26 protein-coding genes and 1 pseudogene are annotated in these 24,298 nt (G+C 48.5%); 10 read left to right on the forward strand and 17 right to left on the reverse strand.

Annotated elements, in window-relative coordinates; all coding sequences use genetic code 11:
- Positions 1 to 30: 30 nt before the first annotated feature.
- From yeaX to dmlA, 4 genes and pseudogenes are all read right to left on the reverse strand, one after another.
- Positions 31 to 996 (reverse strand): carnitine monooxygenase reductase subunit YeaX, encoded by a 966-nt coding sequence (gene yeaX / locus KXD89_RS09550; RefSeq protein WP_001287026.1) that lies wholly within the window; start codon positions 994 to 996, stop codon positions 31 to 33.
- Positions 997 to 1,051: 55 nt separating this feature from the next.
- A complete protein-coding gene (gene yeaW / locus KXD89_RS09555; RefSeq protein WP_000067822.1) occupies positions 1,052 to 2,176 on the reverse strand; it encodes a carnitine monooxygenase, oxygenase subunit YeaW in 1,125 nt (374 codons plus the stop codon).
- 31 nt (positions 2,177 to 2,207) lie between these two features.
- Positions 2,208 to 3,689: pseudogene (gene yeaV / locus KXD89_RS09560) on the reverse strand (BCCT family transporter YeaV); the annotation flags it as partial.
- Positions 3,690 to 3,843: 154 nt separating this feature from the next.
- Positions 3,844 to 4,929, reverse strand: a complete 1,086-nt coding sequence (gene dmlA, locus KXD89_RS09565; protein ID WP_000978494.1) for a multifunctional D-malate/3-isopropylmalate/tartarate dehydrogenase — start codon at positions 4,927 to 4,929, stop codon at positions 3,844 to 3,846.
- A gap of 102 nt (positions 4,930 to 5,031) precedes the next feature.
- Here dmlA and dmlR point away from each other — a divergent pair, with 102 nt between their 5' ends.
- From dmlR to KXD89_RS09590, 5 genes are all read left to right on the forward strand, one after another.
- Positions 5,032 to 5,955 (forward strand): DNA-binding transcriptional regulator DmlR, encoded by a 924-nt coding sequence (gene dmlR, locus KXD89_RS09570; RefSeq protein ID WP_001061575.1) that lies wholly within the window; start codon positions 5,032 to 5,034, stop codon positions 5,953 to 5,955.
- A gap of 126 nt (positions 5,956 to 6,081) precedes the next feature.
- The gene (gene leuE, locus KXD89_RS09575) at positions 6,082 to 6,720 is read left to right on the forward strand and encodes a leucine efflux protein LeuE (protein WP_000457206.1); all 639 of its coding nucleotides are present in this window, start codon (positions 6,082 to 6,084) and stop codon (positions 6,718 to 6,720) included.
- 172 nt (positions 6,721 to 6,892) lie between these two features.
- On the forward strand, positions 6,893 to 7,252 hold the full coding sequence (gene yeaR / locus KXD89_RS09580) for a DUF1971 domain-containing protein YeaR (protein ID WP_000939317.1): 360 nt from the start codon (positions 6,893 to 6,895) through the stop codon (positions 7,250 to 7,252).
- 3 nt (positions 7,253 to 7,255) lie between these two features.
- Complete coding sequence (locus KXD89_RS09585; RefSeq protein WP_000513737.1) at positions 7,256 to 7,438, forward strand: DUF1869 domain-containing protein; 183 nt, start codon at positions 7,256 to 7,258, stop codon at positions 7,436 to 7,438.
- Between the two features lie 147 nt (positions 7,439 to 7,585).
- The gene (locus KXD89_RS09590) at positions 7,586 to 7,834 is read left to right on the forward strand and encodes a GlsB/YeaQ/YmgE family stress response membrane protein (RefSeq protein WP_000512153.1); all 249 of its coding nucleotides are present in this window, start codon (positions 7,586 to 7,588) and stop codon (positions 7,832 to 7,834) included.
- Positions 7,835 to 7,892: 58 nt separating this feature from the next.
- Here KXD89_RS09590 and yoaJ read toward each other — a convergent pair whose 3' ends face one another.
- Genes yoaJ through dgcP form a run of 3 tightly spaced genes read right to left on the reverse strand, consistent with a single transcriptional unit; the run spans position 7,893 to position 9,126 of the window.
- Complete coding sequence (gene yoaJ, locus KXD89_RS09595) at positions 7,893 to 7,967, reverse strand: protein YoaJ (RefSeq protein ID WP_001386836.1); 75 nt, start codon at positions 7,965 to 7,967, stop codon at positions 7,893 to 7,895.
- Positions 7,968 to 7,969: 2 nt separating this feature from the next.
- A complete protein-coding gene (locus KXD89_RS09600; protein WP_001219350.1) occupies positions 7,970 to 8,068 on the reverse strand; it encodes a YoaK family small membrane protein in 99 nt (32 codons plus the stop codon).
- Positions 8,069 to 8,100: 32 nt separating this feature from the next.
- Positions 8,101 to 9,126: a diguanylate cyclase DgcP gene (dgcP, locus tag KXD89_RS09605; protein ID WP_001310896.1), complete on the reverse strand. Its 1,026-nt coding sequence runs from the start codon at positions 9,124 to 9,126 to the stop codon at positions 8,101 to 8,103.
- A gap of 182 nt (positions 9,127 to 9,308) precedes the next feature.
- On the opposite strand from dgcP, the gene yoaF reads away from it, so the two are divergent.
- Entirely contained in the window at positions 9,309 to 9,563 is a 255-nt protein-coding gene (gene yoaF / locus KXD89_RS09610; RefSeq protein ID WP_000691930.1) for a DUF333 domain-containing lipoprotein YoaF, read from the forward strand.
- A gap of 21 nt (positions 9,564 to 9,584) precedes the next feature.
- Here the strand turns inward: yoaF and KXD89_RS09615 are convergent, their stop codons facing one another.
- Together KXD89_RS09615 and nimT are read right to left on the reverse strand one after the other, a co-directional pair.
- The gene (locus KXD89_RS09615) at positions 9,585 to 9,932 is read right to left on the reverse strand and encodes a DUF488 domain-containing protein (protein WP_001326526.1); all 348 of its coding nucleotides are present in this window, start codon (positions 9,930 to 9,932) and stop codon (positions 9,585 to 9,587) included.
- A 54-nt stretch (positions 9,933 to 9,986) separates the two neighbouring features.
- Positions 9,987 to 11,168 carry a 2-nitroimidazole transporter gene (gene nimT / locus KXD89_RS09620; RefSeq protein ID WP_000128491.1) on the reverse strand — a complete coding sequence of 394 codons (1,182 nt, stop codon included), beginning with the start codon at positions 11,166 to 11,168 and terminating at the stop codon, positions 9,987 to 9,989.
- A gap of 96 nt (positions 11,169 to 11,264) precedes the next feature.
- Between nimT and nimR the strand changes: the two genes are divergently transcribed.
- Positions 11,265 to 12,086: a DNA-binding transcriptional regulator NimR gene (nimR, locus tag KXD89_RS09625; RefSeq protein WP_000972248.1), complete on the forward strand. Its 822-nt coding sequence runs from the start codon at positions 11,265 to 11,267 to the stop codon at positions 12,084 to 12,086.
- On the opposite strand, the gene KXD89_RS09630 is transcribed toward nimR, so the two are convergent.
- Complete coding sequence (locus KXD89_RS09630; protein WP_000460707.1) at positions 12,043 to 12,489, reverse strand: DUF441 domain-containing protein; 447 nt, start codon at positions 12,487 to 12,489, stop codon at positions 12,043 to 12,045. The genes nimR and KXD89_RS09630 overlap by 44 nt on opposite strands.
- A gap of 169 nt (positions 12,490 to 12,658) precedes the next feature.
- On the opposite strand from KXD89_RS09630, the gene yoaI reads away from it, so the two are divergent.
- Positions 12,659 to 12,763 carry a small membrane protein YoaI gene (gene yoaI / locus KXD89_RS09635; protein ID WP_000999630.1) on the forward strand — a complete coding sequence of 35 codons (105 nt, stop codon included), beginning with the start codon at positions 12,659 to 12,661 and terminating at the stop codon, positions 12,761 to 12,763.
- Here the strand turns inward: yoaI and yeaK are convergent, their stop codons facing one another.
- The 5 genes from yeaK to yeaG all read right to left on the reverse strand — a co-directional run bounded on the left by yeaK (position 12,764) and on the right by yeaG (position 19,933).
- Positions 12,764 to 13,267, reverse strand: coding sequence for a mischarged aminoacyl-tRNA deacylase (yeaK, locus tag KXD89_RS09640; RefSeq protein WP_000138043.1), 504 nt, complete (start codon positions 13,265 to 13,267; stop codon positions 12,764 to 12,766).
- Positions 13,268 to 13,309: 42 nt separating this feature from the next.
- Positions 13,310 to 14,800, reverse strand: a complete 1,491-nt coding sequence (dgcJ, locus tag KXD89_RS09645; protein ID WP_000766132.1) for a diguanylate cyclase DgcJ — start codon at positions 14,798 to 14,800, stop codon at positions 13,310 to 13,312.
- A 180-nt stretch (positions 14,801 to 14,980) separates the two neighbouring features.
- The gene (locus KXD89_RS09650) at positions 14,981 to 16,456 is read right to left on the reverse strand and encodes a GGDEF domain-containing protein (RefSeq protein ID WP_072647316.1); all 1,476 of its coding nucleotides are present in this window, start codon (positions 16,454 to 16,456) and stop codon (positions 14,981 to 14,983) included.
- 146 nt (positions 16,457 to 16,602) lie between these two features.
- Positions 16,603 to 17,886 (reverse strand): YeaH/YhbH family protein, encoded by a 1,284-nt coding sequence (locus KXD89_RS09655; protein WP_000219687.1) that lies wholly within the window; start codon positions 17,884 to 17,886, stop codon positions 16,603 to 16,605.
- A 112-nt stretch (positions 17,887 to 17,998) separates the two neighbouring features.
- Positions 17,999 to 19,933: a protein kinase YeaG gene (gene yeaG / locus KXD89_RS09660; RefSeq protein ID WP_001019882.1), complete on the reverse strand. Its 1,935-nt coding sequence runs from the start codon at positions 19,931 to 19,933 to the stop codon at positions 17,999 to 18,001.
- A gap of 435 nt (positions 19,934 to 20,368) precedes the next feature.
- Here yeaG and mipA point away from each other — a divergent pair, with 435 nt between their 5' ends.
- Positions 20,369 to 21,115: a scaffolding protein MipA gene (gene mipA, locus KXD89_RS09665; RefSeq protein WP_000163771.1), complete on the forward strand. Its 747-nt coding sequence runs from the start codon at positions 20,369 to 20,371 to the stop codon at positions 21,113 to 21,115.
- Between the two features lie 89 nt (positions 21,116 to 21,204).
- Positions 21,205 to 22,059: a methylglyoxal reductase YeaE gene (gene yeaE / locus KXD89_RS09670; RefSeq protein ID WP_001186371.1), complete on the forward strand. Its 855-nt coding sequence runs from the start codon at positions 21,205 to 21,207 to the stop codon at positions 22,057 to 22,059.
- Positions 22,060 to 22,106: 47 nt separating this feature from the next.
- Here yeaE and KXD89_RS09675 read toward each other — a convergent pair whose 3' ends face one another.
- On the reverse strand, positions 22,107 to 22,991 hold the full coding sequence (locus KXD89_RS09675; RefSeq protein WP_001335909.1) for a D-hexose-6-phosphate mutarotase: 885 nt from the start codon (positions 22,989 to 22,991) through the stop codon (positions 22,107 to 22,109).
- A gap of 83 nt (positions 22,992 to 23,074) precedes the next feature.
- The gene (gene gapA / locus KXD89_RS09680) at positions 23,075 to 24,070 is read right to left on the reverse strand and encodes a glyceraldehyde-3-phosphate dehydrogenase (RefSeq protein ID WP_000153502.1); all 996 of its coding nucleotides are present in this window, start codon (positions 24,068 to 24,070) and stop codon (positions 23,075 to 23,077) included.
- Positions 24,071 to 24,298 lie beyond the last annotated feature (228 nt).

The raw sequence follows: 24,298 nt of genomic DNA on the forward strand, positions 1-24,298 counted from the left end.
GCGCTCAGCGCCACATCCGGCTTCGGCAAACTACAAATCCAACACCAGGCGTTTACCCTTCGCACGCGAACAACAGATCAACATACTTTGCTGGCTGGCACGCTCTTCATCGCTAAAATATTGATCCCGATGGTCAGCTTCACCTTCCAGTATTGCTGTTTCGCAGGTTCCGCATACCCCTTCACGACATAAACATTCCACTTTCGCGGCTTTATTATTTTCAATAACCTGCAAAATAGTCATCTCTTCCGGCACCACAAACTCTTTTCCGGAACGGGCAAGCACCAGGGTAAATGCATCGCCGGTTTTGTCTTCGATAGCAAATTGCTCAAAGTGCAGCGTATCGGCGGCGATGTCCAGACGCGCAGCTTCACTTCTTACCGCTTCAATTAGCGCCTCGGGGCCACAGGTATAAACGTGTGTGCCAGGTTCGATATCCGCCAATAATCGCGCTAATTCCAGTCGTGTTCCGGTTGATGAATGATGCAAATGGACTTTCTCAGCCTGCGGATGCTGGACTAGCTCATCACGAAATGCGCAACTTTCTGGATTTCGCGAGCAGTAATGTAGCTGCCAGTCGACGTCGCTGTGTTGCAGCTCTGCCATGTGCGACAGGAAAGGGGTGATACCAATACCGCCCGCGATAAACAGATGCTTTCTGGCTGAGGGAATTAGCGCAAACAGGTTATTAGGCGTTGAAATCGTTAACCGATCGCCCACTTTTACCTGCTGATGCAAAAAGCGGGAACCGCCGCGCGAGTTTTCCTCCAGCCGAACGGCAATCTGATAACAAGAGGTGTCATGCGGCGAACTCAGTAGTGAATACGCATTGCTGTACTGGTTATCACCATCGCTCATCTGCACAATGACGTGACTTCCTCCGGTAAACGCAGGTAATGGTTTGCCATCGGTTGCCACCAGCGTGAAGCGTTTCACCTGTTCGGTAAGGGGTTCAACCTGGCTCACCTGTACTTCAAACATTTGATAGTCTGACATTGCTGTACTCCATCAAAAATCAGCCCAGCGGCGGAAAATACCGCCGCCGATGTCATTAGTCCTTAAACACCTGCGCCAGCAGATTATGGAAATGGGCGATACCATGTTCGGAAATGCCACTACCGCTACTGTCGGCCATGATGCGCCCCTGACCACGATAGCCACGCGATTTCAGCCCTTTCTGTACGCTTTCAACCAGACGTAAATCTTCCGGACGGAACACATCGCGATACCACTCAATCAGCGATTTTTGCTCGTCGGTTAACTCTTCATTGGTGAAGTAAATATCGTAGTTTTGCAGGGTAGTTTCAGAATCCACCGGGAATTCATAAATGACCGTCATCATCCCTTTGATCGGGGTGACGTTCAGCATCGTGCACGGCCACAGCCAGAAACCGTGGAATGCCGCATCCGTACCCTCTTCAAATTTAAACGACTGTTCGGACGGTTTGGCGAAACCGTATTGCAGCGTCCAGTTACCGTGCATGGTGTGCCAGTAACGATCAACCTGTACGGAGTCGGAGAAACCTGGATGCGCCGGACCACAGTGATAGCACTCGAGATAGTTATCGACAATGTTCTTCCAGTTGGCAGGCGTGCGGGTGGTAAAGCGGGCCGCCAGTTTCAGATCGTGGACTTCCGGGCAGGCTTCCAGCACTTTCGCGCCCAGGCCGGGTAATTGATCTTCTACGCTGGTGGCGTTGGGGTCCATGTTGATGAAGACGAATCCGGCATATTCTTCCAGACGCACCGGAACCAGTTGCGCTTTGTCGCTATCGAAATTGGCGACGTTTTCGCAGTTACGTGCATGGGCCAGGTTGCCATCGAGTTTGAATGCCCATGCGTGATACGGGCAGGTAATCACATTTTTTGCTTTTCCTTCACCGCTCAACAACTGATGACCACGGTGCGGACACACGTTATAGAACGCGCGCAAAACCTTATCACGACCGCGTACCAGCACGATGCTTTCGCCAATGATCTCACGCGTCACATAATCATTGGCATTCGCCAGTTCGCTGCTGTGAGCGACGCAAATCCAGCTTTTGGCGAAGACGTTCTCTTTTTCGTGTTCAAACGCGTTCTGATCGGTATAAAAACGGGCAGGAATGGTCCACGCCTCTTGCGGGTTAGCGCAAAAATTTTCGGGTAGTACAAAGTCAGGGCTCAGATTGCTCATAGGGATACCTTTATCGTTAGGATGATGGCGCTCAGTTGTCGCCTTTGAATACGGTTCCCGCAGGGAGCACTGGCGTTTTTTCCAGGGCTTCAACCGGTGTCTGCGGGAGATAATGTTCAACTTGATGAGCCGGAATGTCGGCGTAATCCTGTTTCAGCCAGCGAATAAACCCGCCGACTTTCACCAGTAAAATGACGAGGAAGGGAAGGGCTGTGAGCACGACGGTGGTTTTCATCGTTTCCAGCGAAGCACCGGTAAACAAGATGGAAAGCGGGATCAGAGTGATCACCACGCACCAGAAAAGACGCAGCCCACGGTCAGGATCGTCACCTTCCTGGAGATTACGCGTACTGGTCGCCGCCATGGTGTAGGCCACTGCATCCATATGCGAGGCAAGGAAAATAATCATCACGCCCAGGTATGCGGCGAGGAACAATTTACCGGCTGGCAACGACATCAGAACTTGCTGTACAGCTGTTTCGCCGCCCAGTGTTTCCAGCACCTGTGGGACGTTGATTACGCCATTGATAAACTGATGAATGGCATAGCTTTCCATTACGCCAAAGAAGAACCAGCAACCGACGGTGCTGCCGAGGATCAGTCCCCAGATAACTTCTTTAATCTTACGACCGCGGGAAACGCGGGTGACAAACATTGCTACGCCAGGGGTGTATGAGATCCACCACAGCCAGTAGAAAACGGTCCAGTTGCGGGTAAATGAACCATCGCCAAGCGGATCGGTGAATAAGCTCATTTGCAGGAAGTTTTGCGTGGTCAGGCCGATGGCATTGATGATGCTGTTGGTAATAAATTCGGTTGGGCCGACAATCAGCACCAGTAATGGCAGCAGGAACGCGCCCCAGCCAACCATTTTGCTCAGACGTTGCAAACCGTTGTTGATACCAATCCACGAGCTTAGGCAAAAAATGCCGCCGGAAAGCAGGATCACAAATGCCTGCACGGTGAAGTTATCGGGTAAACCGGTCAGCGCGGAAAGCCCACGGGTAAAGGTTGCTGCGGTAACAACAAGGGAAATGGTCAGTGCGCCGACAGTGGCGATCAGGAACATCAAATCGACCAGTTTTCCCCATGGGCCTTGCGGGCGAACGCCGGTAATAGCAGCAATAATGCCGGAAAGGCTCAGACCTTTGTTTTTCCGCACATGAAAGTGATAAGCCATGATTAATGAGGCCAGCGTATAAGTTGCCCAGGCGCTGATGCCCCAGTGGAAGAAAGAGTAGGGAACGCTAAATTCGAGTGCCTGTTGTGAACGCGGTGCGATATTTAATCCAGGTGTTTGATAATAATAGGCCCATTCAGCAACCCCCCAATAAAGCGTAGAAGAACCTAAACCGGCACAAATAAACATAAACAGCCAGGAGAGCGTGCTGTATTCCGGTTTTCCTTCGCCAAGACGAATATTGCCGTATTTACTGGTGGCTAAATAAATCACCAGTCCCATTGCCAGCAAAACCAATACCTGTACGGCGGAACCTAACGTACGCGTAACAAAATTTGCATGTTACATAAATTAAACAATTAAGAATACGGAAAGCCATAAAACACGAAACGGAAACAATAAAAGGTGAAATGACGCAGGTTATTTACTGCAAAGAACGAATAAAAAAACCGCGTCAGTGACGCGGTTCAAATAAACTGGTTTGACCTTAACGCAAAATAATTTTGCAAATCGCGTCGGCAACCTGTGGCGTGGTGGCATTGCCTTTCATATCAGGTGTTTTCGGCCCGTGAGCAATCACTTCTTCAATTGCTGCCAGAATACCGTTATGCGCTTGCTGGAAACGCTCATCGCCATTGCCGAGAAAATCGAGCATCATTGCCCCGGCCCAAATCGTGGCGATAGGGTTAGCAATATTTTTCCCGTAGATATCCGGCGCGGAACCGTGGACAGGCTCGAAGAGCGACGGGAAAGTGCGTTCCGGATTCAGGTTGGCGGATGGGGCAATGCCAATGGTGCCGGTGCAGGCCGGGCCAAGATCGGAAAGGATATCGCCAAACAAATTGGACGCCACCACCACATCGAATCGTTCCGGCTGCATCACAAAACGCGCGCAGAGAATATCAATATGCTGCTTGTCCCAGCGGATCTCCGGGTAATTCTCGGCCATTGCTTCCACTCGCTCATCCCAGTACGGCATGCTGATGGCTAAACCGTTCGATTTAGTGGCAGAAGTTAGTGTCTTACGTGGACGGCTTTGCGCAAGTTCGAAGGCATAACGCAAAATGCGATCGACACCACGGCGGGTAAATACCGATTCCTGAATGACGACTTCATGCTCTGTACCTTCATTCACTCTACCGCCGAGCGAGGAATATTCGCCTTCGGTGTTTTCCCTGACCACGTAAAAATCGATGTCGCCAGGCTGTTTTCCCGCCAGCGGGCAGGGAACGCCAGGAAAGAGACGAACCGGGCGCAGGTTGACGTACTGGTCGAATTCACGACGAAATTTCAGCAGCGAACCCCACAACGAAATATGGTCCGGAACGGTATCCGGCCAGCCGACGGCACCAAAATAGATGGCGTCGAAACGGCTAAGTTGCTCATGCCAGTCGTCCGGCATCATTTTACCGTGATGGCTGTAATACTCGCAGCTCGCCCACTCCATTTGCTCAAAACTCAAGGCGAAGCCCCAGCGCTCAGCGGCAGCCTGTAACACGCGAATCCCTTCAGGAAGGACTTCTTTGCCAATCCCGTCTCCCGGGATCGCAGCAATACGCATCGTTTTCATCATTGGGTTCTCACTTCCTGACCATCAAAATTGACAACATCACCATCCTATAATTGACTGAAAAGGAATTAATCCCCGTAACTGGTGAAACATAAAACACGAATCATGAATAATTTACCGCTGCTGAATGATTTGCGCGTCTTTATGCTGGTGGCTCGCCGGGCTGGTTTTGCCGCCGTGGCGGAAGAACTGGGCGTTTCACCGGCGTTCGTCAGCAAGCGCATCGCCTTGCTGGAGCAAACGCTAAACGTGGTGTTGTTACACCGCACCACCCGCCGCGTCACCATTACCGAAGAAGGAGAGCGGATTTATGAATGGGCGCAGCGGATTTTGCAGGATGTCGGTCAGATGATGGACGAACTTTCTGACGTGCGTCAGGTGCCGCAGGGGATGCTGCGTATTATCAGCAGCTTTGGTTTTGGACGACAGGTGGTGGCTCCGGCGTTATTAGCGCTGGCGAAGGCGTATCCGCAACTGGAATTACGTTTTGATGTGGAAGACCGACTGGTCGATTTGGTCAATGAAGGTGTCGATCTCGATATTCGCATTGGCGATGACATCGCCCCTAATTTAATCGCCCGCAAACTGGCGACCAATTACCGTATTCTCTGCGCGTCGCCGGAATTTATTGCGCAACATGGCGCGCCGAAACATTTAACCGATCTTTCTGCATTGCCGTGCCTGGTCATTAAAGAGCGCGATCATCCTTTTGGTGTCTGGCAATTACGCAATAAAGAAGGCCCCCATGCGATTAAAGTCACCGGCCCACTGTCGTCTAATCATGGAGAAATTGTCCATCAGTGGTGTCTCGATGGGCAGGGGATTGCTCTGCGTTCCTGGTGGGATGTTAGCGAAAACATTGCCAGTGGTCATTTAGTGCAAGTGCTACCGGAATATTACCAGCCAGCGAACGTCTGGGCCGTTTATGTTTCAAGGCTGGCGACGTCAGCGAAAGTGCGGATAACGGTAGAATTTTTACGCCAGTATTTTGCCGAGCACTACCCGAATTTTTCACTGGAGCATGCCTGATTAATGATTCAATTATCGGGTTGATATCAGGTTAAAACCTGATTTTCTCCTTTCTAAGCCGCTACAGATTGGTTAGCATATTCACCTTTAATCGCGCATGATCGAAAGATAATTAAAGAGGTTAATGTGTTCGCTGAATACGGGGTTCTGAATTACTGGACCTATCTGGTTGGGGCCATTTTTATTGTGTTGGTGCCAGGGCCAAATACCCTGTTTGTACTCAAAAATAGCGTCAGTAGCGGTATGAAAGGCGGTTATCTTGCGGCCTGCGGTGTATTTATTGGCGATGCGGTATTGATGTTTCTGGCATGGGCTGGAGTGGCGACATTAATTAAGACCACCCCGATATTATTCAACATTGTACGTTATCTTGGTGCGTTTTATTTGCTCTATCTGGGGAGTAAAATTCTTTACGCGACCCTGAAGGGTAAAAATAGCGAGGCCAAATCCGATGAGCCCCAATACGGTGCTATTTTTAAACGCGCGTTAATTTTGAGCCTGACTAATCCGAAAGCCATTTTGTTCTATGTGTCGTTTTTCGTACAGTTTATCGATGTTAATGCCCCACATACGGGAATTTCATTCTTTATTCTGGCGGCGACGCTGGAACTGGTGAGTTTCTGCTATTTGAGCTTCCTGATTATATCTGGTGCTTTTGTCACGCAGTACATACGTACCAAAAAGAAACTGGCTAAAGTTGGCAACTCACTGATTGGTTTGATGTTCGTGGGTTTCGCTGCCCGACTGGCGACGCTGCAATCCTGATGCTTTCAGCCCGCGTTGTCGCGGGCTTCCCATCTATAATCCTCCCTGATTCTTCGCTGATATGGTGCTAAAAAGTAACCAATAAATGGTATTTAAAATGCAAATTATCAGGCGTACCCTGAAACGGCTGGAATAAACCGTTTTCAGCGCATTCACCGAAGGAGGGAAAAGGATGCTTCAAATCCCACAGAATTATATTCATACGCGCTCAACGCCTTTCTGGAATAAACAAACTGCACCTGCCGGAATATTCGAACGTCATCTTGATAAAGGAACGCGCCCGGGGGTTTACCCACGCCTTTCCGTTATGCATGGGGCGGTCAAATATCTCGGCTACGCTGATGAACACAGTGCAGAGCCTGATCAGGTGATCCTTATCGAAGCGGGGCAGTTTGCGGTGTTCCCTCCAGAAAAGTGGCACAACATTGAAGCCATGACTGACGATACTTATTTCAACATTGACTTCTTCGTGGCTCCTGAAGTCCTGATGGAAGGTGCGCAACAACGGAAAGTCATTCATAACGGGAAATGAATCATGGGCAAAGCAACGTATACCGTGACCGTCACCAATAACAGCAATGGCGTTTCTGTCGATTATGAAACAGAGACGCCGATGACTTTGCTGGTGCCAGAAGTGGCGGCTGAAGTGATAAAAGATCTGGTGAATACCGTACGTTCTTATGACACGGAAAACGAACATGATGTTTGTGGTTGGTAATTATCACTGATCGTTGATGGCGCAATTTCTGCGCCATCGCAAAAAAAACCTCCGTGATGCTCGTCACAAATCTTGCCCTCCCGATGTTGTGCTATGCTTTTTATCAGCGACTAACCCGCTAATGCAAAACAGATAAGTGAGGAAACAATGGGCATTCTGTCATGGATTATTTTTGGGCTTATTGCCGGTATTCTGGCGAAGTGGATCATGCCAGGTAAAGATGGAGGTGGATTCTTTATGACTATCCTGCTGGGGATAGTCGGTGCCGTAGTCGGCGGATGGATCAGCACGCTGTTTGGCTTTGGTAAAGTCGATGGCTTCAATTTTGGCAGCTTCGTGGTTGCCGTTATTGGTGCGATTGTCGTGCTATTTATCTACAGGAAGATTAAAAGTTAACGCTTAAATTGCACAAAGGCTGCACACAGGCAGCCTTTGCTATTTTTTAGAGGTGACGTTACCACCATCCCAGCTCAGTGCCGAGTACGACAATAATCGCCACACCCATCATAATAATCGTTGTTTTTTTCATCTTTATGCTCCCGGGGCAGCATAGCCGCCAATAAAAAACCATGCTAAAAATACGACCGCTGTAATGAAGATTACAACCGGAAAAATAATACCGATTCGCATGTTATCACCAATCAAAAGGATGTGAATACGCCTCAGGAATGTAGCGCTGGATGCGCGACAAAAGGTGTTTTCTGTTTGTGTTTTTTCTCCTGATACATCGCAATATCGGCAGCATGCAGGGCACTGTCTGCATCGGTTGTTTCAGGATCGACTTCTACTATGCCAAGACTGGCACCGGGATAATACAAATCAACATCACCTAAGTGATATTCTCCACGTATTTGCTGCTGAATGCGTTCTCGCAGCGACGAAATATCCGCATTCTCGTTGTTTAGTGAAACAACTAAAAACTCATCACCGCCGAGACGACCAATAACTTCGCCATTTTGCTGGAGCGTATTAAGGCGCTCGCCAACCTGAATGAGAAACAGATCGCCACTATTATGACCAAAACGATCATTGATTAATTTGAAGTTATCCAGATCGATAAACGCGATCATTATCTTATGGTTAAGATGCCGGGCGAGGGAAAACAGTGTCGTCAGATTTTCAAAAATCGCCCGCCGATTCGGTAGCCCGGTTAACGAGTCGGTATACGATTGCGCAATCAGCGCAGCATTGGCTTCGCGCAGCTGTTCAACCAGTGCCTCTTTTTGAATATATTGTGCAATCAGTCCGGCGAATAACTGTAAAACCTGTTCCGCGCGTTCACTCCACTGGCGCTTCTCACTGCTGGCGGCGCAAAGCGTGCCATAGAATGATCCATCCGGTAAGTGAATTGGCGTGCTCAGAAATGTGGTGATGCCAAGATTGCGTGCCGCAATACAGTCACCCCAACGGTCGGGGACTTCATCGCTGAAAAAGCAGTTTTCATCAATGGCGCGTTTGCATAACGAGTAATCCCACGAGACGGTAAAATTCTCCGGGATGTACATTTTCTGGCTGTTACGGGCAAACATAATATGCTGCAGGCGCGCTTCGACATCCACTTTGGTCAGGTAGGTTGATTCCATATCAGTGACCATTTCCAGCATCTCCAGAAGCTGTCGGACCAGACTTTCCAGTGACTGTTCTTTGGCAAGGGATTGCGAGACGCGGGCGATAATCTGATCTGACACGGAACAACTCCAGGATACGGCGGGTAAATGCTGATTATTTAATCTTTGCAGGCATGATAAAACATCATCAACAAAGATGAAACAAGACGTAATATGTTTTGAGTGAATGTAATAAAAATAGTGCTGCAAAACAAAACGATACCGCGATACTCTAATCTTGGATAAATATGTGAGATCAATAAATGAAAATTATCAGTTTTGTTCTGCCTTGCTTGCTGGTCCTGGCTGGTTGTTCAACCCCTTCTCAGCCAGAAGCACCTAAACCGCCGCAGATTGGTATGGCAAATCCGGCGTCGGTCTATTGCCAGCAGAAGGGCGGGACGCTCATTCCAGTGCAGACAGCGCAAGGGGTCAGCAACAATTGCAAATTACCGGGCGGTGAAACGATTGATGAATGGGCATTGTGGCGGCGTGACCATCCGGCTGGTGAAAAATAACCGCCGGATGCTGTACTAAAATCACAAGCTACGTAGCCAGTCGGCCAGCACCAGCGCATGGTTCTGCGTGGTGTTTTTTGCTGAGTAGAGCAGGGTCAGCGGCTGTTTTTTGGCGATGTCCGCCAGCCGCTTTCCTTCTTGCTCGTGTTGCGCCAGTTCTGCAAGATATTGCTCGCGAAAGGTTGCATAATCGACGACTTCGCCGTGAAAGGCTTTGCGCAGTTCCGTTGACGGCGTGATTTCTTTATCCCACTCATCAAGGGCTAAATCGGTTTTTTTGATACCGCGCGGCCAGAGGCGGTCGACCAGTATGCGATAACCATCGCTCTGTTCAGCCGGATCATAAACGCGTTTGCACTGAATATTCATCGTGTTTGTTCTCCCTTTCACGCATGATTTGTTACGTCACTATAGCACCGGATATTAGCGAATTTCTTTGTCTCTCCCGGCGCAAAGTCCGAAAATCGCCATCAGTAGTGAAAGTATGGCAACACCCATAAGTGGTACAGACCAGTTACCGTTAGCATCGTGTATTTTACCCATCAGCGGCGGCCCACAGGCTGCCAACAAATACCCGACGGATTGTGCCATCCCCGAGAGTGCCGCCGCCTGATGCGCAGAACTAGCCCGCAGACCAATGAACGTCAACCCCAGTATCATTGTTGCGCCGGAACCAAAACCGAAAAGCAGAGTCCAGGTGATCGCGTGCGCTGGCATAAAGCAGAGCCCAACCGCGCCCACTGCGCACATCAAGGCAACGAACGCTGCAATACCACGCTGATCTTTCACATGATGTAAGAAAAGTGGGATCAGCAAACCGGGTGCTGCTGTGGCTAGTTGCAGCAAACCATGCAGTGAACCCGCCTGTGCTTCGCTATAGCCGTGACTGATGAGGATCGCCGGAAGCCAGCCAATAATCACGTAATAGACCAGTGAGTTGATCCCAAGAAACAATGTGACCTGCCAGGCAAGCGGTGAACGCCAGATACCCCGAGTATGTAAGGCGCGCGAGGTACTCAAATTTGCATGTTGTTGACTTCGCCACTGTGGCAGCCATAAAAAAAGAGCCAGCAGAGGAAAACACATCAGCATGAGCAACGCGCCTTGCCAGCCAAAACCGTTCAAAGCCAGCGGCACGACCATAGCCGATCCCAGTGCCGCTGCAGCTCCCATTGTCAGGGAATATGCGCCGGTAAGTCTGGCGACGGAATGAGGGAAATCGCGTTTAATTAATCCTGGCAGTAAGACATTGCCTAATGCAATCCCACCGCCAATGACCGCTGTACCGCCAAATAATAAGTAAGGCGAAGGGAGAGAGCGAATTGCGATACCAGCACAGATCAAAAGTAACGCGGCAAACAGGCTACGTTCCATACCAAAACGTCGCGCTACCGGGGCAGCCAAAGGTGAGATTAGCGCAAAGGCCAATAATGGCAGGGTGGTCAATAAGCCGGTTTGCGCTGTCGTCAGCGAGTAAGCGGAACGAATCGTATCCAGTAACGGTGCTGCGCCGGTAAAGGTGACGCGTAATGTTGTGGCAATCATCAGAATGCCAGCGATAAGGACAATCCTGTTTTTGCCGCTTAATGAAGTTGAACAGGTCATATGCTTCTCATTGTTACAAACGAGGCTGTACCTTACCGTTTTTATTGTTATGTTGAATCAAGCTAAAATGACAAATTATCGCTAAGTTCGGACAAAATGATGCACAGGTTGAATCTCAATGGCTATGAACCCGACCGACACCATGAAGCCGCGGTCGCATTTTGTATTCACGCCGGAACGGATGAGTTAACCAGTCCTGTACATCAGCACCGCAAAGGACAGCTGATACTGGCGCTACATGGTGCAATTACCTGTACGGTGGAAAATGCTTTGTGGATGGTGCCGCCACAATATGCGGTTTGGATACCGGGCGGGGTGGAACATAGCAATCAAGTAACAGCTAATGCTGAACTCTGTTTTCTGTTTATCGAACCCAGCGCAGTGACAATGCCGACAACATGTTGCACATTGAAAATATCGCCCTTATGCCGGGAATTAATTTTAACCCTGGCAAACAGGACGACGACTCAGCGTGCTGAGCCAATGACCCGCAGATTAATTCAGGTCCTGTTTGATGAACTCCCTCAGCAGCCACAACAACAGCTGCACCTGCCCGTTTCTTCTCATCCTAAAATCCGCACGATGGTGGAGATGATGGCGAAAGGGCCTGTCGAGTGGGGGGCATTGGGGCAATGGGCTGGCTTTTTTGCGATGAGTGAACGCAATCTTGCCCGACTGATAGTAAAAGAGACGGGGTTGAGTTTTCGCCAGTGGCGTCAGCAGTTACAGCTGATTATGGCGCTTCAGGGATTAGTGAAAGGCGATACTGTACAGAAAGTTGCTCATACGCTGGGGTATGATTCAACAACGGCCTTTATTACTATGTTTAAGAAAGGCCTGGGGCAAACGCCAGGCCGATATATTGCGAGATTAACTACTGTTTCCCCACAATCAGCGAAACCAGACCCGCGGCAATAAGCGGCCCAACCGGTACGCCGCGAAACAGCGCTACGCCTAAAACAGTGCCTACCAGCAGCCCGGCGACCAGTTGCGGCTGGCTGCCCATTAACGTCACGCCGCGCCCACCCAGCCAGGAGACAATCACGCCTACTGCAATCGCCACCAGTGATTTCCAGTTCAGAAACGAGTGAATCAAGGTTGAGGGCGGTAGCGTCCCGCTGGCGATGGGGGCCATAACGCCAATCGTCAGAATGATTATCCCGATACTTAGCCCCTGTTTTTCAATCCACGGAAAAAAGGTGCTTAACGGTGTGACGCGGACAATGATTAACACCAGAATTGAAACGGCGACAGTGGTGTTATGACTGATAAAGCCCAGCGCAGCTAACCCGAGCAGGATCAGCAAAGTGACATCAAACATCGTGGTTTCCTTGCCAAAAAATAATAAGCCTGCTTACTTTACGCTTGCTGCAGGAAGGAAGTAGAAAATCTTTACGTTTTTTGCATAAAAAATCAGGCGAACTGTCATCAAACTGCCATTTGTGCACGCTAACAATAACGTGAAAACAGCTATCTCCCGGGGGCATGCTATGAACGATCAAATGTTTGTCGAGACACTGATTATCACGTCATCGTTTTTTGCCATTGCTGTTGTACTGGTTTTGTCCGTTCTTCTTATCGAACGGACCGGCTAGTTACGCAGTGCGGCGGAAATTGACCAGTTCTGGTTGCGCAATGCGCAAATAATCCGCGGTTTTCAAAATAACGGATTTATCCAGCATGCCTGCATTGAAGGCGATTTCATCAAATCGTTCGAAGAGTAGAGGGTCGGCAACCAGTTTGAGTTTTGGATGGAAGCTGAAAGGGGGGATCGCGCCGAAGACACAGCCTGTGAGTTCATCGACTTCCGCCGGGCTGGCCAACGAAGCGCGTAATCCGCCTATATGGCTGGCGAGTTGGCTCAGATCGGCCTGTTGATCGGCTGCGAGGATCGCCAGAACATGTTGATTTACGCCATTGCCTTTGACTTTACATACCAGTGCCTTAGCACCCTGGCCTAGAGCGGTGCCACGAATTTCTGACACCGCTTCACATTTACCTACCGCTTCATGGGTAACGACGCGGAAGTCAGCACCTTCTTGTGATAATAAAGCGATTAACCGCTGATGCGTCACGCTTCCTTTAGCCATTTCAGTCATTTCACGCTCCTGAGATTACAAGCAAACAACCACAGAAGGTTATCATGAACGGCTGTTTTTGTTCTGCTTATTGACATATAAACGCTCATCGGAAGCTTTATACGCATCATGTAACGTATCGTTTTCTTTCATCGCGTAAATACCGGAAGAGAAGCCGATCTCTTTCTGCGGCGCGATATGTTGCAGACGTTTTTCGATACGTTCAGGCAGTTGTGCTGCAATTTGCGGCGTCGAATCGACAAGAATGATGCAGAATTCATCGCCACCGAGTCGGATGGCATAATCACTTTTACGAATCGACTGTTTAATCGCCTGAGCTAATAACGTAATCGCTAAATCCCCCTCCTGATGACCGAGGGTGTCATTTATTTGCTTTAACTTGTCCATGTCAATAGCAATAAACATCACCGAAGAACCGGATTGCACCAGTTTCTGCAACCGCTGCTCCAGTTCAGGGGTTAAAATTTTGCGATTATACAGTCCAGTCATCGCATCACTAATATTTTCTCGCGACACATTTTGGTATAAACGGAAGTGCATCCGCACCATATTCAGCAAAATTAACGCCGTCAAAATCCAGAACAGAACGCTTTTCCACGAAGACGTGATAAAGTAAAGAATATCAATGGATAACGAGACACGAATGCCGCCCGGTAAGTCATGGACGTAACTGACATACTGGAACAGATTATCTTCGCTCTGGTTGATGATAATGTCGCGCCCCGAATCGGTATCGGTTAGCGTGACATTGAGAAAACGCCAGAGGAGAGGGCGGTCATGAGTATAAAAGATATTCCGCAGATTGTTTTTGTTAATATCCAGCAGCACAATCCCTTTTAGCTGCCCTGCGACATATACCGGCGTCAGCAAACTCATCACGTTCTGTTTAGTACGCTGATCCTGGTAAATGCTCGACAATACGGTACGCCCGGTAAATACCTTTTCAATATCTTTGCGATCGATGCCAATACTTCCTGACTGCAGGAAGGACCAGTTATTCATCGCAAAGTATTCAACATTAACCGGCTCATAAAAATAGACATAGCGGTCATTGAGATCGAGATAATAGTGAAATTTCTCTTCGGCCATCCCAAGACCTGAACCGTAATCATCCTGGTGGCGGTTGCCTTCCACTGCCTGATCAAAAGCGGGTAATAGTGCTGCAGCTTCCACAATTGTGTCGCAGTCAGTGGATGCGGTTTGTAGTGTGCCGCGTAAGCCCGGGTATTTATGGGCAGTCAGGTTTAAGCCATGGGTGTTATTGGCAGACTCAAAAGCCTCGCAGATGGCGCGCCGCTGTTCTGGCGACACTTCCGACTGCTCAGCAGCGAGAGCGCGCATCACATGCGCGGCAATACTCTGATTCTGATACTTATCATAAAGAAAGGAGGAGTCTGCTTTCTGCACGATATAGCGCAGATAGGCACTCATTGCTCTGTCGCTGGCGACAAGTTCAAAAATAAGGAAGGAAGATGTCAGCACAATGACACTTGCGGCGATAAAATGCCGGAGCATTCTATGGTGCAATTTCATGATAAATGGCACTCCTTCGGTTAGTGAAACGAGAAAACCAGATAAAGTTCGATTGCGGCCTGGCACAGGGGCGCTAATTATACTCATCTCTGCGCCGCTGGGGAGGGGAAATTTAGGGGTAATAGTAATAAATTGTATGCAAAAGCCACGCAAAAAGCATGGCTCTGAATATTTTTGCACTTAAATATGATGAATAATCACTTTGTTGCCCCCCTCTCTTTTCGCTTCGCGTAAGGCTTTATCTGCTTCCGTCATGACAAGCGAGATATTACGCGTGTCACCCGTTGAAAAAACCGTGCCAATACTGATGGTCATTTGTTCAGGAACATCATATCTGTTACTAAAGCCGGTCAGGAGTTCGACATTTTTACGCATACGTTCCGCAATGATTTTTGCCTGGGCACTATTGAGTTCGGTAAATAGCAAGCCAAACACCTCACCCTCCAGTCGCGCTAAAATATCATCGGGGCGGATGCTTTGCTGGATAATATCGACAATTGAAACCAGCACTTTATCACCCACACGATGTCCCCATTGGGCATTGATGCGTTTGAACTGATTAATATCAACCAGCATGACACAGAAGTCCTTAACAACAGGTCGCGACAATAATGACTCTACGCTGTTGAAAAAGTAGCGCCGATTATAAATATTGGTCAGCACATCATGAACTGCCAGTTTGCTGGAGAGTTGCAGCTCCTGAAAAATGTTATAAATCAGAAAAGACACAACAAACAGTTTACTGGAAACTTCAATCCCGCGACTGATATACCAGATAGTATAATTATACTCATCCAGAGTCAGTAGAAGTAAGTTGCAGCATAGCGATGCCAGACATAATAATGCTATTAACGGCCATAGTTCGCTGGCTAATCGTGTGCGCATGATAATAAAGAACAGTAAAAATGCCCACAGACAAACCAATATTTTTGTATAGTTGATTCCCCAGGTCGCAGTATGGTTGTCCGGACAGTAATCGACGACATACAAAGAATAGTCAGCGTTATAACTGCTCAGATTGTGTGCCAGAAGGGGAAAAACTAAAAAAGGGATCAGCGCCAGCAACAGGATTCCCGTTTTTTTCTTATTGTTGTCAAGGATGTTGTCTTTTCCATAACAAAAGAGCGCCAGCGAGGTTAAACAAATAAAACTGAGTTGGCGGAAAATATAGAAAATAGAAACATCATTCGACTTTGTCTGGATCAGTGTACTGCCGTTAATTGGTTTATGGATAATTACAATGGTTTCAACTAAATAGATAAGGCCACTTAAAAATGCAAGGCTTAAAATGAGTGTTGGTAAAATTTGTTTGTTAGTGAAATATTTCATTAACATGAAAAGAAAAATGACGGCGTTAAGGAAAAACAAAGCCACAACAACCATCAGGTAATTCATCTGTGGGATGAGTTTTACATTTGTGTTTTCGTTATATAAGGTAGTAATGCAAAATAAAATTAACGTCAGCAATAAACTGAAAATAAAAAAGCTTTGAGCTTTTAATTTTTGTGTACCCATAGAAACCATAAAAAGGAGAGCAATGTGAGTGCTGGATTTTATTGATGGCAGAGATATATAGTTTTGACCAGGATCAATTTTCGTTAACGATAAAAAATATTTAAAGAATAACCCCATGGAAATACGTGTTGACTGAATCATTTTTCCGAATGATTGTTTTCTGGAACTAAATTATGTAAAGGTTATGCTGTCATATTTAAAGCGATTGTAAGCTAATGTATGTAATAAATGAGATAATTTACAGTAAGCTAAAAATCAGCCAGGCGATAATGACCTGGCTGATAGTTTTAGCCTTTAGCTGTTGCATTTTGTTTATGAAACAGTTCACGGAACACCGGATAAATATCATCCTGGTCGCGGATGTGCTGCATCGCAAAGTTGTCGAAAGTAGATTGCAGATGCTCATATTCTCGCCACAATGTCTGATGTGCACGACGGGTAATTTCGATATAGCTGTAATAACGAACAACAGGTAATAATTTTTTCGCCAGGATTTCATGGCAAAGCGGAGAGTCATCGGCCCAGTTATCGCCGTCCGATGCTTGTGCAGCGTAAATATTCCACTGTGCCGGGTTATAACGCTCTTTCACTACCTCATCCATCAGTTTCAGGGCGCTGGAAACAATGGTGCCGCCTGTTTCCTGCGAGTAGAAAAACTCATGTTCATCGACTTCTTTCGCCTGGGTATGATGGCGGATGTATACGACTTCCACGTTCTTATACGTTCTGCTGAGGAACAGATACAGCAGAATATAAAAACGCTTAGCCATATCTTTAGTGGATTGATCCATTGAACCGGAAACGTCCATCAGGCAAAACATCACTGCCTGGCTGGAGGGATCGGGCCGCTTCTCGTAGTTCTTGTAACGTAAATCGAAGGTGTCAATAAAAGGGACGCGTTCAATTTTGGCACGTAATTCTGCAATTTCTTTGCGCAGACGTTCCTCTTCCAGCAGTTGCGCAGGTTCACTGTTGCTGATGATGGCCAAATTCTCTTCCAGTGCATGAAGTTCCCGCCGCTTGCCTGCCGTCATGGCTGTGCGTCGCGCCAGTGAGTTCTGCAATGAACGCACAACGCTGATATTGGCCGGAACGCCGTTAGCGGTATAACCCGCCCGATGCGTTTTATATTCGGTCAGCTGGCGTTGTTGGTTTTGTTTCAGATTCGGTAAGGCCAAATCTTCAAAGAGCAGATCAAGATACTCATCTTTCGAAATCTGAAAGACAAATTCATCCTGACCTTCACCATCCTGGCTGGCCTGGCCCTGACCACTGCCGGAACCTCCGCCGCCACCCTGGGGACGTTCAATTCGGTCGTTCTGGACGAAATGGTCATTGCCCGGATGCACGCGGTGGCGCAGACCGCCACGCCCCTGATGAAACATCGGTTCGCTAATATCTTCCGTGGGAATGGATACGGATTCGCCGCTGTCGACGTCAGTCACCGAACGCTTATTAATGGCCTCGGAGATCGACTGTTTAATTTGCGCTTTATAACGGCGTAAAAAACGCTGGCGATTCACCATGCTTTTGTTTTTGCCGTTCAGACGCCGGTCAATAAACCAGGTCATATGCCCCCCGTACTACATTTGCCAACTGTATGCTACGCCTGTGTTGCCGCTTCTCAGGCCCACGGTTCGCTGTCGTTGTAGGCCCGGTAACATGTGTACCGGGCCAGGGTTGTTAAGACGATTTACGTACGCGCAAATACCATTCGCACAGTAAACGCACCTGTTTACGGGTGTAGCCTTTTTCCATCATACGGTCGACAAAGTCGTCGTGTTTCTTCTGCTCGTCGGTTGACGTTTTGGCGTTAAACGAGATAACCGGCAACAGCTCCTCGGTATTGGAGAACATTTTCTTCTCGATGACCGTGCGCAGTTTTTCATAGCTGGTCCAGTTCGGATTGCGTCCGCTGTTATTCGCTCTGGCGCGCAGTACGAAGTTAACAATCTCGTTGCGGAAATCTTTTGGATTACTGATCCCCGCCGGTTTCTCGATTTTCTCCAGCTCGGCGTTAAGAGACTCGCGGTCAAACAGCTGCCCGGTATCCGGATCGCGATACTCCTGATCCTGAATCCAGAAATCCGCGTAGGTAACATAACGGTCGAAAATGTTTTGCCCATATTCGGAATAGGATTCAAGGTAGGCCGTCTGGATCTCTTTGCCGATAAACTCGGCATATTTCGGGATCAGATAACCTTTCAGGAACTCCAGATAGCGTTCTGCCTGCTCTTGTGGGAACTGCTCGCGCTCAATCTGCTGTTCCAGGACGTAGAACAGATGGACCGGGTTTGCTGCCACTTCTACATGATCGAAGTTGAACACGCGGGAGAGGATCTTAAACGCAAAACGCGTCGACAGACCGTTCATCCCTTCATCGACACCGGCGTAGTCACGATATTCCTGATACGACTTGGCTTTGGGATCGGTGTCTTTCAGACTTTCGCCATCATAAACCCGCATCTTTGAATAAATGCTGGAGTTTTCTGGCTCTTTCAGGCGCGAAAGAATGGAAAAACGTGACAGTGTTTCGAGCGTGCCAGGGGCGCATGGGGCGTGAGTCAATTCACTGTGATTAAGCAATTTCTCGTAGATTTTGATCTCTTCGGAAATGCGCAAGCAATACGGCACCTTCACGATGTAAACACGATCGAGGAAGGCTTCGTTGTTTTTGTTATTACGGAAAGTGACCCATTCGGACTCGTTCGAGTGTGCGAGAATAATCCCGTTGAACGGCAGGGCGGAGATACCTTCCGTCCCGTTGTAGTTACCTTCCTGAGTGGCGGTTAACAAGGGATGCAGCACTTTAATCGGTGCTTTAAACATCTCAACGAATTCCATGATCCCCTGATTGGCGCGGCACAGCGCACCGGAATAGCCGTAGGCGTCCGGGTCATTCTGCGCGTAGTGTTCGAGTTTACGAATATCGACTTTCCCAACCAGCGCGGAGATGTCCTGGTTGTTCTCATCGCCGGGTTCCGTTTTGGCGATAGCAATTTGTTGCAGAATTGACGGCCAGACCTTCACTACCCGGAACTTAGTGATATCGCCACCAAATTCATGCAGGCGTTTTGCCGCCCACGGCGACATGATGGTGCCGAGATAACGGCGAGGAATGCCATACTCTTTTTCCAGAATCTGCGCATCTTCCTGCGGATTGAAAAGACAGAACGGATGATCGTTGACCGGGCTACGCTCACCGTTCGCGCTCAATACATAAATCGGTACGAGCTGCATTAATGATTTCAGTCGCTCAGCAAGCGATGATTTACCCCCACCCACAGGCCCCAGCAGATACAGGATTTGTTTCTTCTCTTCCAGCCCCTGAGCCGCGTGTTTCAGATAAGAGACAATCTGTTCAATCGCGTCTTCCATGCCGTAAAACTCTTCAAACGCCGGATAACGTGCAATGACCCGGTTAGAAAAGAGTCGAGAAAGTCTGGGTTCCTGGGCTGTATCGACCATGACAGGCTCACCGATAGCCATCAATAGCCGCTCAGCCGCGTTGGCATAAGCACTGCGATCTTGCCGACAAGTGGTAAGAAACTCCTGCAGTGTGAACTCTTCGTCCTTGGCAGCTTCATATCGCTGGCGATAGTGATCGAATATATTCATGGTATGCCGTCCTTTCGTTTTTTAGCACAGGTTAAGAGCCGTTCATATGAATAGTAGAGGCTCCCGGAAGAGGTAAACTGAACGACGTCTCTTGCTAAAACACAGCAACTCTCATGCCATTTTATCGACGATGAGAACAACGTGCCCGGTGATACACCTTCAAAATTAAGCGTAGATGGCAAATGGAAAACTTGCCTGCACGGCTTTCTTAATTTCAATGGCATATCAACAACTCATCCATAAATTTTGCATAATTAATGTAAAGACCAGGCTCGCCAGTAACGCTAAATTCATTTGGCTGTAAGCGCGGTGTCATCCGCGTCAGGAAAATTAAACAGTTACTTTAAAAAATGAAAACGTAAAAAGGTTGGGTTTCGATGTATTGACGGGTAAACTTTGTCGCCCGCTAAACATTTGTTTAAGGAATGATTAATTGTGACCAAACTCAAACTTCTGGCACTTGGAGTGCTTATCGCAACGTCTGCAGGCGTAGCGCACGCTGAAGGTAAATTTTCCCTGGGCGCAGGCGTAGGTGTCGTTGAACACCCATATAAAGATTACGATACCGATGTTTACCCAGTACCGGTAATCAACTATGAAGGCGATAACTTCTGGTTCCGTGGCTTAGGTGGTGGTTACTACCTGTGGAATGACGCAACGGATAAACTTTCAATTACCGCTTACTGGTCGCCGCTTTACTTCAAAGCGAAAGACAGTGGCGATCACCAAATGCGTCACCTGGATGACCGTAAGAGCACCATGATGGCTGGTCTGTCTTATGCTCACTTTACCCAGTACGGTTACCTGCGTACCACCCTGGCTGGCGATACCCTGGATAACAGCAACGGCATCGTCTGGGATATGGCCTGGTTGTATCGTTACACCAACGGTGGCCTGACCGTGACTCCGGGTATTGGTGTGCAGTGGAACAGCGAAAACCAGAACGAATACTATTATGGCGTATCGCGCAAAGAGTCCGCTCGCAGCGGTCTGCGTGGCTATAACCCGAACGACAGCTGGAGCCCTTACCTGGAGCTGAGCGCCAGCTACAACTTCCTCGGCGACTGGAGTGTTTACGGTACCGCACGCTACACCCGTCTGTCTGATGAAGTTACTGACAGCCCGATGGTGGATAAATCCTGGACTGGCCTGATTTCTACCGGGATCACCTACAAATTCTGATAATGCATCTTTCCAGGGCATTTTGTGCATAAAAACAGGGCGTCACGCCCTGTTTTGCATTACGGTGGTGCAATACCTGGGAGGAAACAATGCAACAAAAAATGATTCAATTTAGTGGCGATGTCTCACTGCCAGCCGTAGGGCAGGGAACATGGTATATGGGCGAAGATGCCAGTCAGCGCAAAACAGAAGTTGCTGCACTACGCGCGGGCATTGAACTCGGTTTAACCCTCATTGATACCGCCGAAATGTATGCCGATGGCGGTGCCGAAAAGGTGGTTGGGGAAGCATTAACCGGTCTGCGAGAGAAGGTCTTTCTCGTCTCTAAAGTCTATCCGTGGAATGCTGGCGGGCAAAAAGCGATAAATGCATGCGAAGCCAGTTTACGCCGTCTCAATACTGATTATCTCGATCTTTACTTATTACACTGGTCTGGCAGTTTCGCTTTTGAAGAGACTGTCGCAGCGATGGAAAAATTGATCGCCCAGGGAAAAATCCGCCGCTGGGGCGTTTCTAACCTTGATTATGCTGATATGCAGGAACTCTGGCAGCTGCCGGGGGGAAATCAGTGTGCCACTAATCAGGTGCTTTACCATCTCGGTTCACGAGGAATTGAGTACGATCTACTCCCCTGGTGCCAGCAACAGCAGATGCCGGTGATGGCTTACAGTCCGTTAGCCCAGGCCGGGCGGTTGCGCAATGGACTGTTAAAAAACGCGGTAGTCAACGAAATTGCACATGCTCACAATATCAGCGCGGCACAAGTATTGTTGGCGTGGGTGATCAGTCATCAGGGTGTGATGGCGATTCCAAAAGCGGCCACGATTGCCCATGTCCAACAAAATGCGGCTGTGCTTGAGGTCGAACTTTCTTCAGCGGAATTAGCTATGCTGGATAAGGCATATCCGGCACCAAAAGGAAAAACTGCGCTGGATATGGTGTGATGTTGTGTGCCGGATGCATTGCACCCGGCACACAACATTAACGTAAATTAACGTTTCGCAACGCGAATGGATTGCGCCAGATGTGCAGGTTTCTCTTTGGTCACTTTTTGCGTTTCTGAAGCGTAAGCCGTTTCTACACAAACAAATGTTTTGTAGCCATCATCCGGCATATCGCCCATGCTAATTGAAAGCGCCGGTCCCGGGTTCCAGCCGACAACGTTCAGATGATGCTGGTGGCCTACGGCGATAATACGATTCAGCGCTTCATCATTAATCACGCTGCAATCTTGTGGATTCAGATACACGCGATCGGTACGGTCAGGGAAGGTCTGAATACCATCGGTCAGTACATTTTCTTTCGCGTCATTCACTTTATCAATGAAGCGATCGCCCAGCCCACTGACGCTTACCTTAGCGATATCACCCACGTTAAAGTAGGTATGCAGGGCAGAGGTGGTTTCAAATTCGCCATGTGATTCAAGATCGATTTCACAAGTTTTACCCACGCGGAAATGCGCTAACAGCGTAAAGTCGTGCGGCCAGAATTTTTTCGTCTCTTCGCTTTGCGTCAATTCAAAAGTCAGCGCTACGCCATCAGCATCTTCATGATGTGATTTCAGCGTCCACGGCAGGTTGCGGGCAAAACCGTGCGCAGGCAGACCTTGTTGTGCCGCCGGACCAAACCACGGCCAGCAAACCGGTACGCCACCGCGAATAGCGACGCCATTTTTGAACGGTGTGTTGTTGCTCAACCACAGAACTTCTTCTTCACCCGCAGGTTTCCACGAGAGAAGGTGTGCGCCCTGTAATGCAAAAGAGGCTTTTACCTGGGGATGATCGACCACAATGAGGTCCAGTTCATCCAGTTTACGACGGGAGAGGACAGGGGAGATTTGTTCGATGACCGGAAGGGCAAAAATTTTCTTAATCATGACGCAGTCCTTTAACTTCATTTTATCAGGTAAAAAAAAGAGCGACCGAAGTCGCTCTTTTTAGATCACAGTGTCATCTCAACTTATTTGGAGATGTGAGCGATCAGGTCCAGAACTTTGTTGGAGTAACCGGTTTCGTTGTCGTACCAGGATACCAGTTTCACGAAGTTGTCGTTCAGAGCGATACCAGCTTTAGCATCGAACACGGAAGTGCAAACTTCGCCGTTGAAATCGGTAGATACTACGTCATCTTCGGTGTAGCCCAGAACGCCTTTCATTTCGCCTTCAGCAGCAGCTTTAACGGCAGCTTTGATCTGCTCGTAAGTTGCAGCTTTTTCCAGACGAACGGTCAGGTCAACTACAGATACGTTCGGGGTCGGAACGCGGAACGCCATACCAGTCAGTTTGCCATTCAGTTCTGGCAGTACTTTACCTACAGCTTTAGCAGCACCGGTAGAGGACGGGATGATGTTCTGGGAAGCGCCGCGGCCGCCGCGCCAGTCTTTGTGAGACGGGCCATCAACGGTTTTCTGAGTAGCGGTAGTAGCGTGAACGGTGGTCATCAGACCTTCGATGATGCCGAAGTTATCGTTGATAACTTTAGCCAGCGGAGCCAGGCAGTTGGTGGTGCAGGAAGCGTTGGAAACGATGTCCTGGCCAGCATATTTGTCGAAGTTAGCGCCTTTAACGAACATCGGAGTGTTGTCTTTAGACGGACCAGTCATAACCACTTTCTTCGCACCAGCGGTGATGTGTTTACGAGCAGTTTCGTCAGTCAGGAACAGACCAGTTGCTTCAGCGACAACGTCAACACCAACTTCGTCCCATTTCAGGTTAGCCGGATCACGTTCAGCGGTAACACGGATTTTTTTACCGTTAACGATCAGATGACCGTCTTTCACTTCAACGGTACCGTCGAAACGGCCGTGAGTGGAGTCATATTTCAGCATGTATGCCATGTAATCAGCGTCTAACAGGTCGTTGATTGCAACGATCTCGATGTCAGAACGTTTCTGAGCAGCACGGAAAACAATGCGACCGATACGGCCAAAACCGTTGATACCTACTTTGATAGTCATATATTCCACCAGCTATTTGTTAGTGAATAAAAGGTTGCCTGTAAAATTACAAAAACCTTACGCAGCGTCAAGCGGAATCGTGTCAATCATTGCGACAAATCAATCCTGTGCCTAAGCATTACGCGACTGACTCGCCTCACTCTTCCTTTGGGCTTGAGACCACATGGGGTCGGCGCCCCGAATTTTAAAGGGCAATTACGATAAAAATGTGATTTTCATCACGATTTA

Source organism: Escherichia sp. TC-EC600-tetX4 (assembly GCF_019356055.1).
Lineage (GTDB): Bacteria > Pseudomonadota > Gammaproteobacteria > Enterobacterales > Enterobacteriaceae.

Excerpts from the sequence above, each read along its gene's own strand:
- yeaX (WP_001287026.1), bottom strand. The coding sequence starts at position 996 with ATGTCAGACTATCAAATGTTTGAAGTACAGGTGAGCCAGGTTGAACCC.
- yeaW (WP_000067822.1), bottom strand. The coding sequence starts at position 2,176 with ATGAGCAATCTGAGCCCTGACTTTGTACTACCCGAAAATTTTTGCGCT.
- dmlA (WP_000978494.1), bottom strand. The coding sequence starts at position 4,929 with ATGATGAAAACGATGCGTATTGCTGCGATCCCGGGAGACGGGATTGGC.
- dmlR (WP_001061575.1), top strand. The coding sequence starts at position 5,032 with ATGAATAATTTACCGCTGCTGAATGATTTGCGCGTCTTTATGCTGGTG.
- yeaR (WP_000939317.1), top strand. The coding sequence starts at position 6,893 with ATGCTTCAAATCCCACAGAATTATATTCATACGCGCTCAACGCCTTTC.
- KXD89_RS09585 (WP_000513737.1), top strand. The coding sequence starts at position 7,256 with ATGGGCAAAGCAACGTATACCGTGACCGTCACCAATAACAGCAATGGC.
- KXD89_RS09590 (WP_000512153.1), top strand. The coding sequence starts at position 7,586 with ATGGGCATTCTGTCATGGATTATTTTTGGGCTTATTGCCGGTATTCTG.
- KXD89_RS09600 (WP_001219350.1), bottom strand. The coding sequence starts at position 8,068 with ATGCGAATCGGTATTATTTTTCCGGTTGTAATCTTCATTACAGCGGTC.
- yoaF (WP_000691930.1), top strand. The coding sequence starts at position 9,309 with ATGAAAATTATCAGTTTTGTTCTGCCTTGCTTGCTGGTCCTGGCTGGT.
- KXD89_RS09615 (WP_001326526.1), bottom strand. The coding sequence starts at position 9,932 with ATGAATATTCAGTGCAAACGCGTTTATGATCCGGCTGAACAGAGCGAT.
- nimT (WP_000128491.1), bottom strand. The coding sequence starts at position 11,168 with ATGACCTGTTCAACTTCATTAAGCGGCAAAAACAGGATTGTCCTTATC.
- nimR (WP_000972248.1), top strand. The coding sequence starts at position 11,265 with ATGATGCACAGGTTGAATCTCAATGGCTATGAACCCGACCGACACCAT.
- KXD89_RS09630 (WP_000460707.1), bottom strand. The coding sequence starts at position 12,489 with ATGTTTGATGTCACTTTGCTGATCCTGCTCGGGTTAGCTGCGCTGGGC.
- yoaI (WP_000999630.1), top strand. The coding sequence starts at position 12,659 with ATGAACGATCAAATGTTTGTCGAGACACTGATTATCACGTCATCGTTT.
- yeaK (WP_000138043.1), bottom strand. The coding sequence starts at position 13,267 with ATGACTGAAATGGCTAAAGGAAGCGTGACGCATCAGCGGTTAATCGCT.
- dgcJ (WP_000766132.1), bottom strand. The coding sequence starts at position 14,800 with ATGAAATTGCACCATAGAATGCTCCGGCATTTTATCGCCGCAAGTGTC.
- KXD89_RS09650 (WP_072647316.1), bottom strand. The coding sequence starts at position 16,456 with ATGATTCAGTCAACACGTATTTCCATGGGGTTATTCTTTAAATATTTT.
- KXD89_RS09655 (WP_000219687.1), bottom strand. The coding sequence starts at position 17,886 with ATGACCTGGTTTATTGACCGGCGTCTGAACGGCAAAAACAAAAGCATG.
- yeaG (WP_001019882.1), bottom strand. The coding sequence starts at position 19,933 with ATGAATATATTCGATCACTATCGCCAGCGATATGAAGCTGCCAAGGAC.
- yeaE (WP_001186371.1), top strand. The coding sequence starts at position 21,205 with ATGCAACAAAAAATGATTCAATTTAGTGGCGATGTCTCACTGCCAGCC.
- KXD89_RS09675 (WP_001335909.1), bottom strand. The coding sequence starts at position 22,991 with ATGATTAAGAAAATTTTTGCCCTTCCGGTCATCGAACAAATCTCCCCT.
- gapA (WP_000153502.1), bottom strand. The coding sequence starts at position 24,070 with ATGACTATCAAAGTAGGTATCAACGGTTTTGGCCGTATCGGTCGCATT.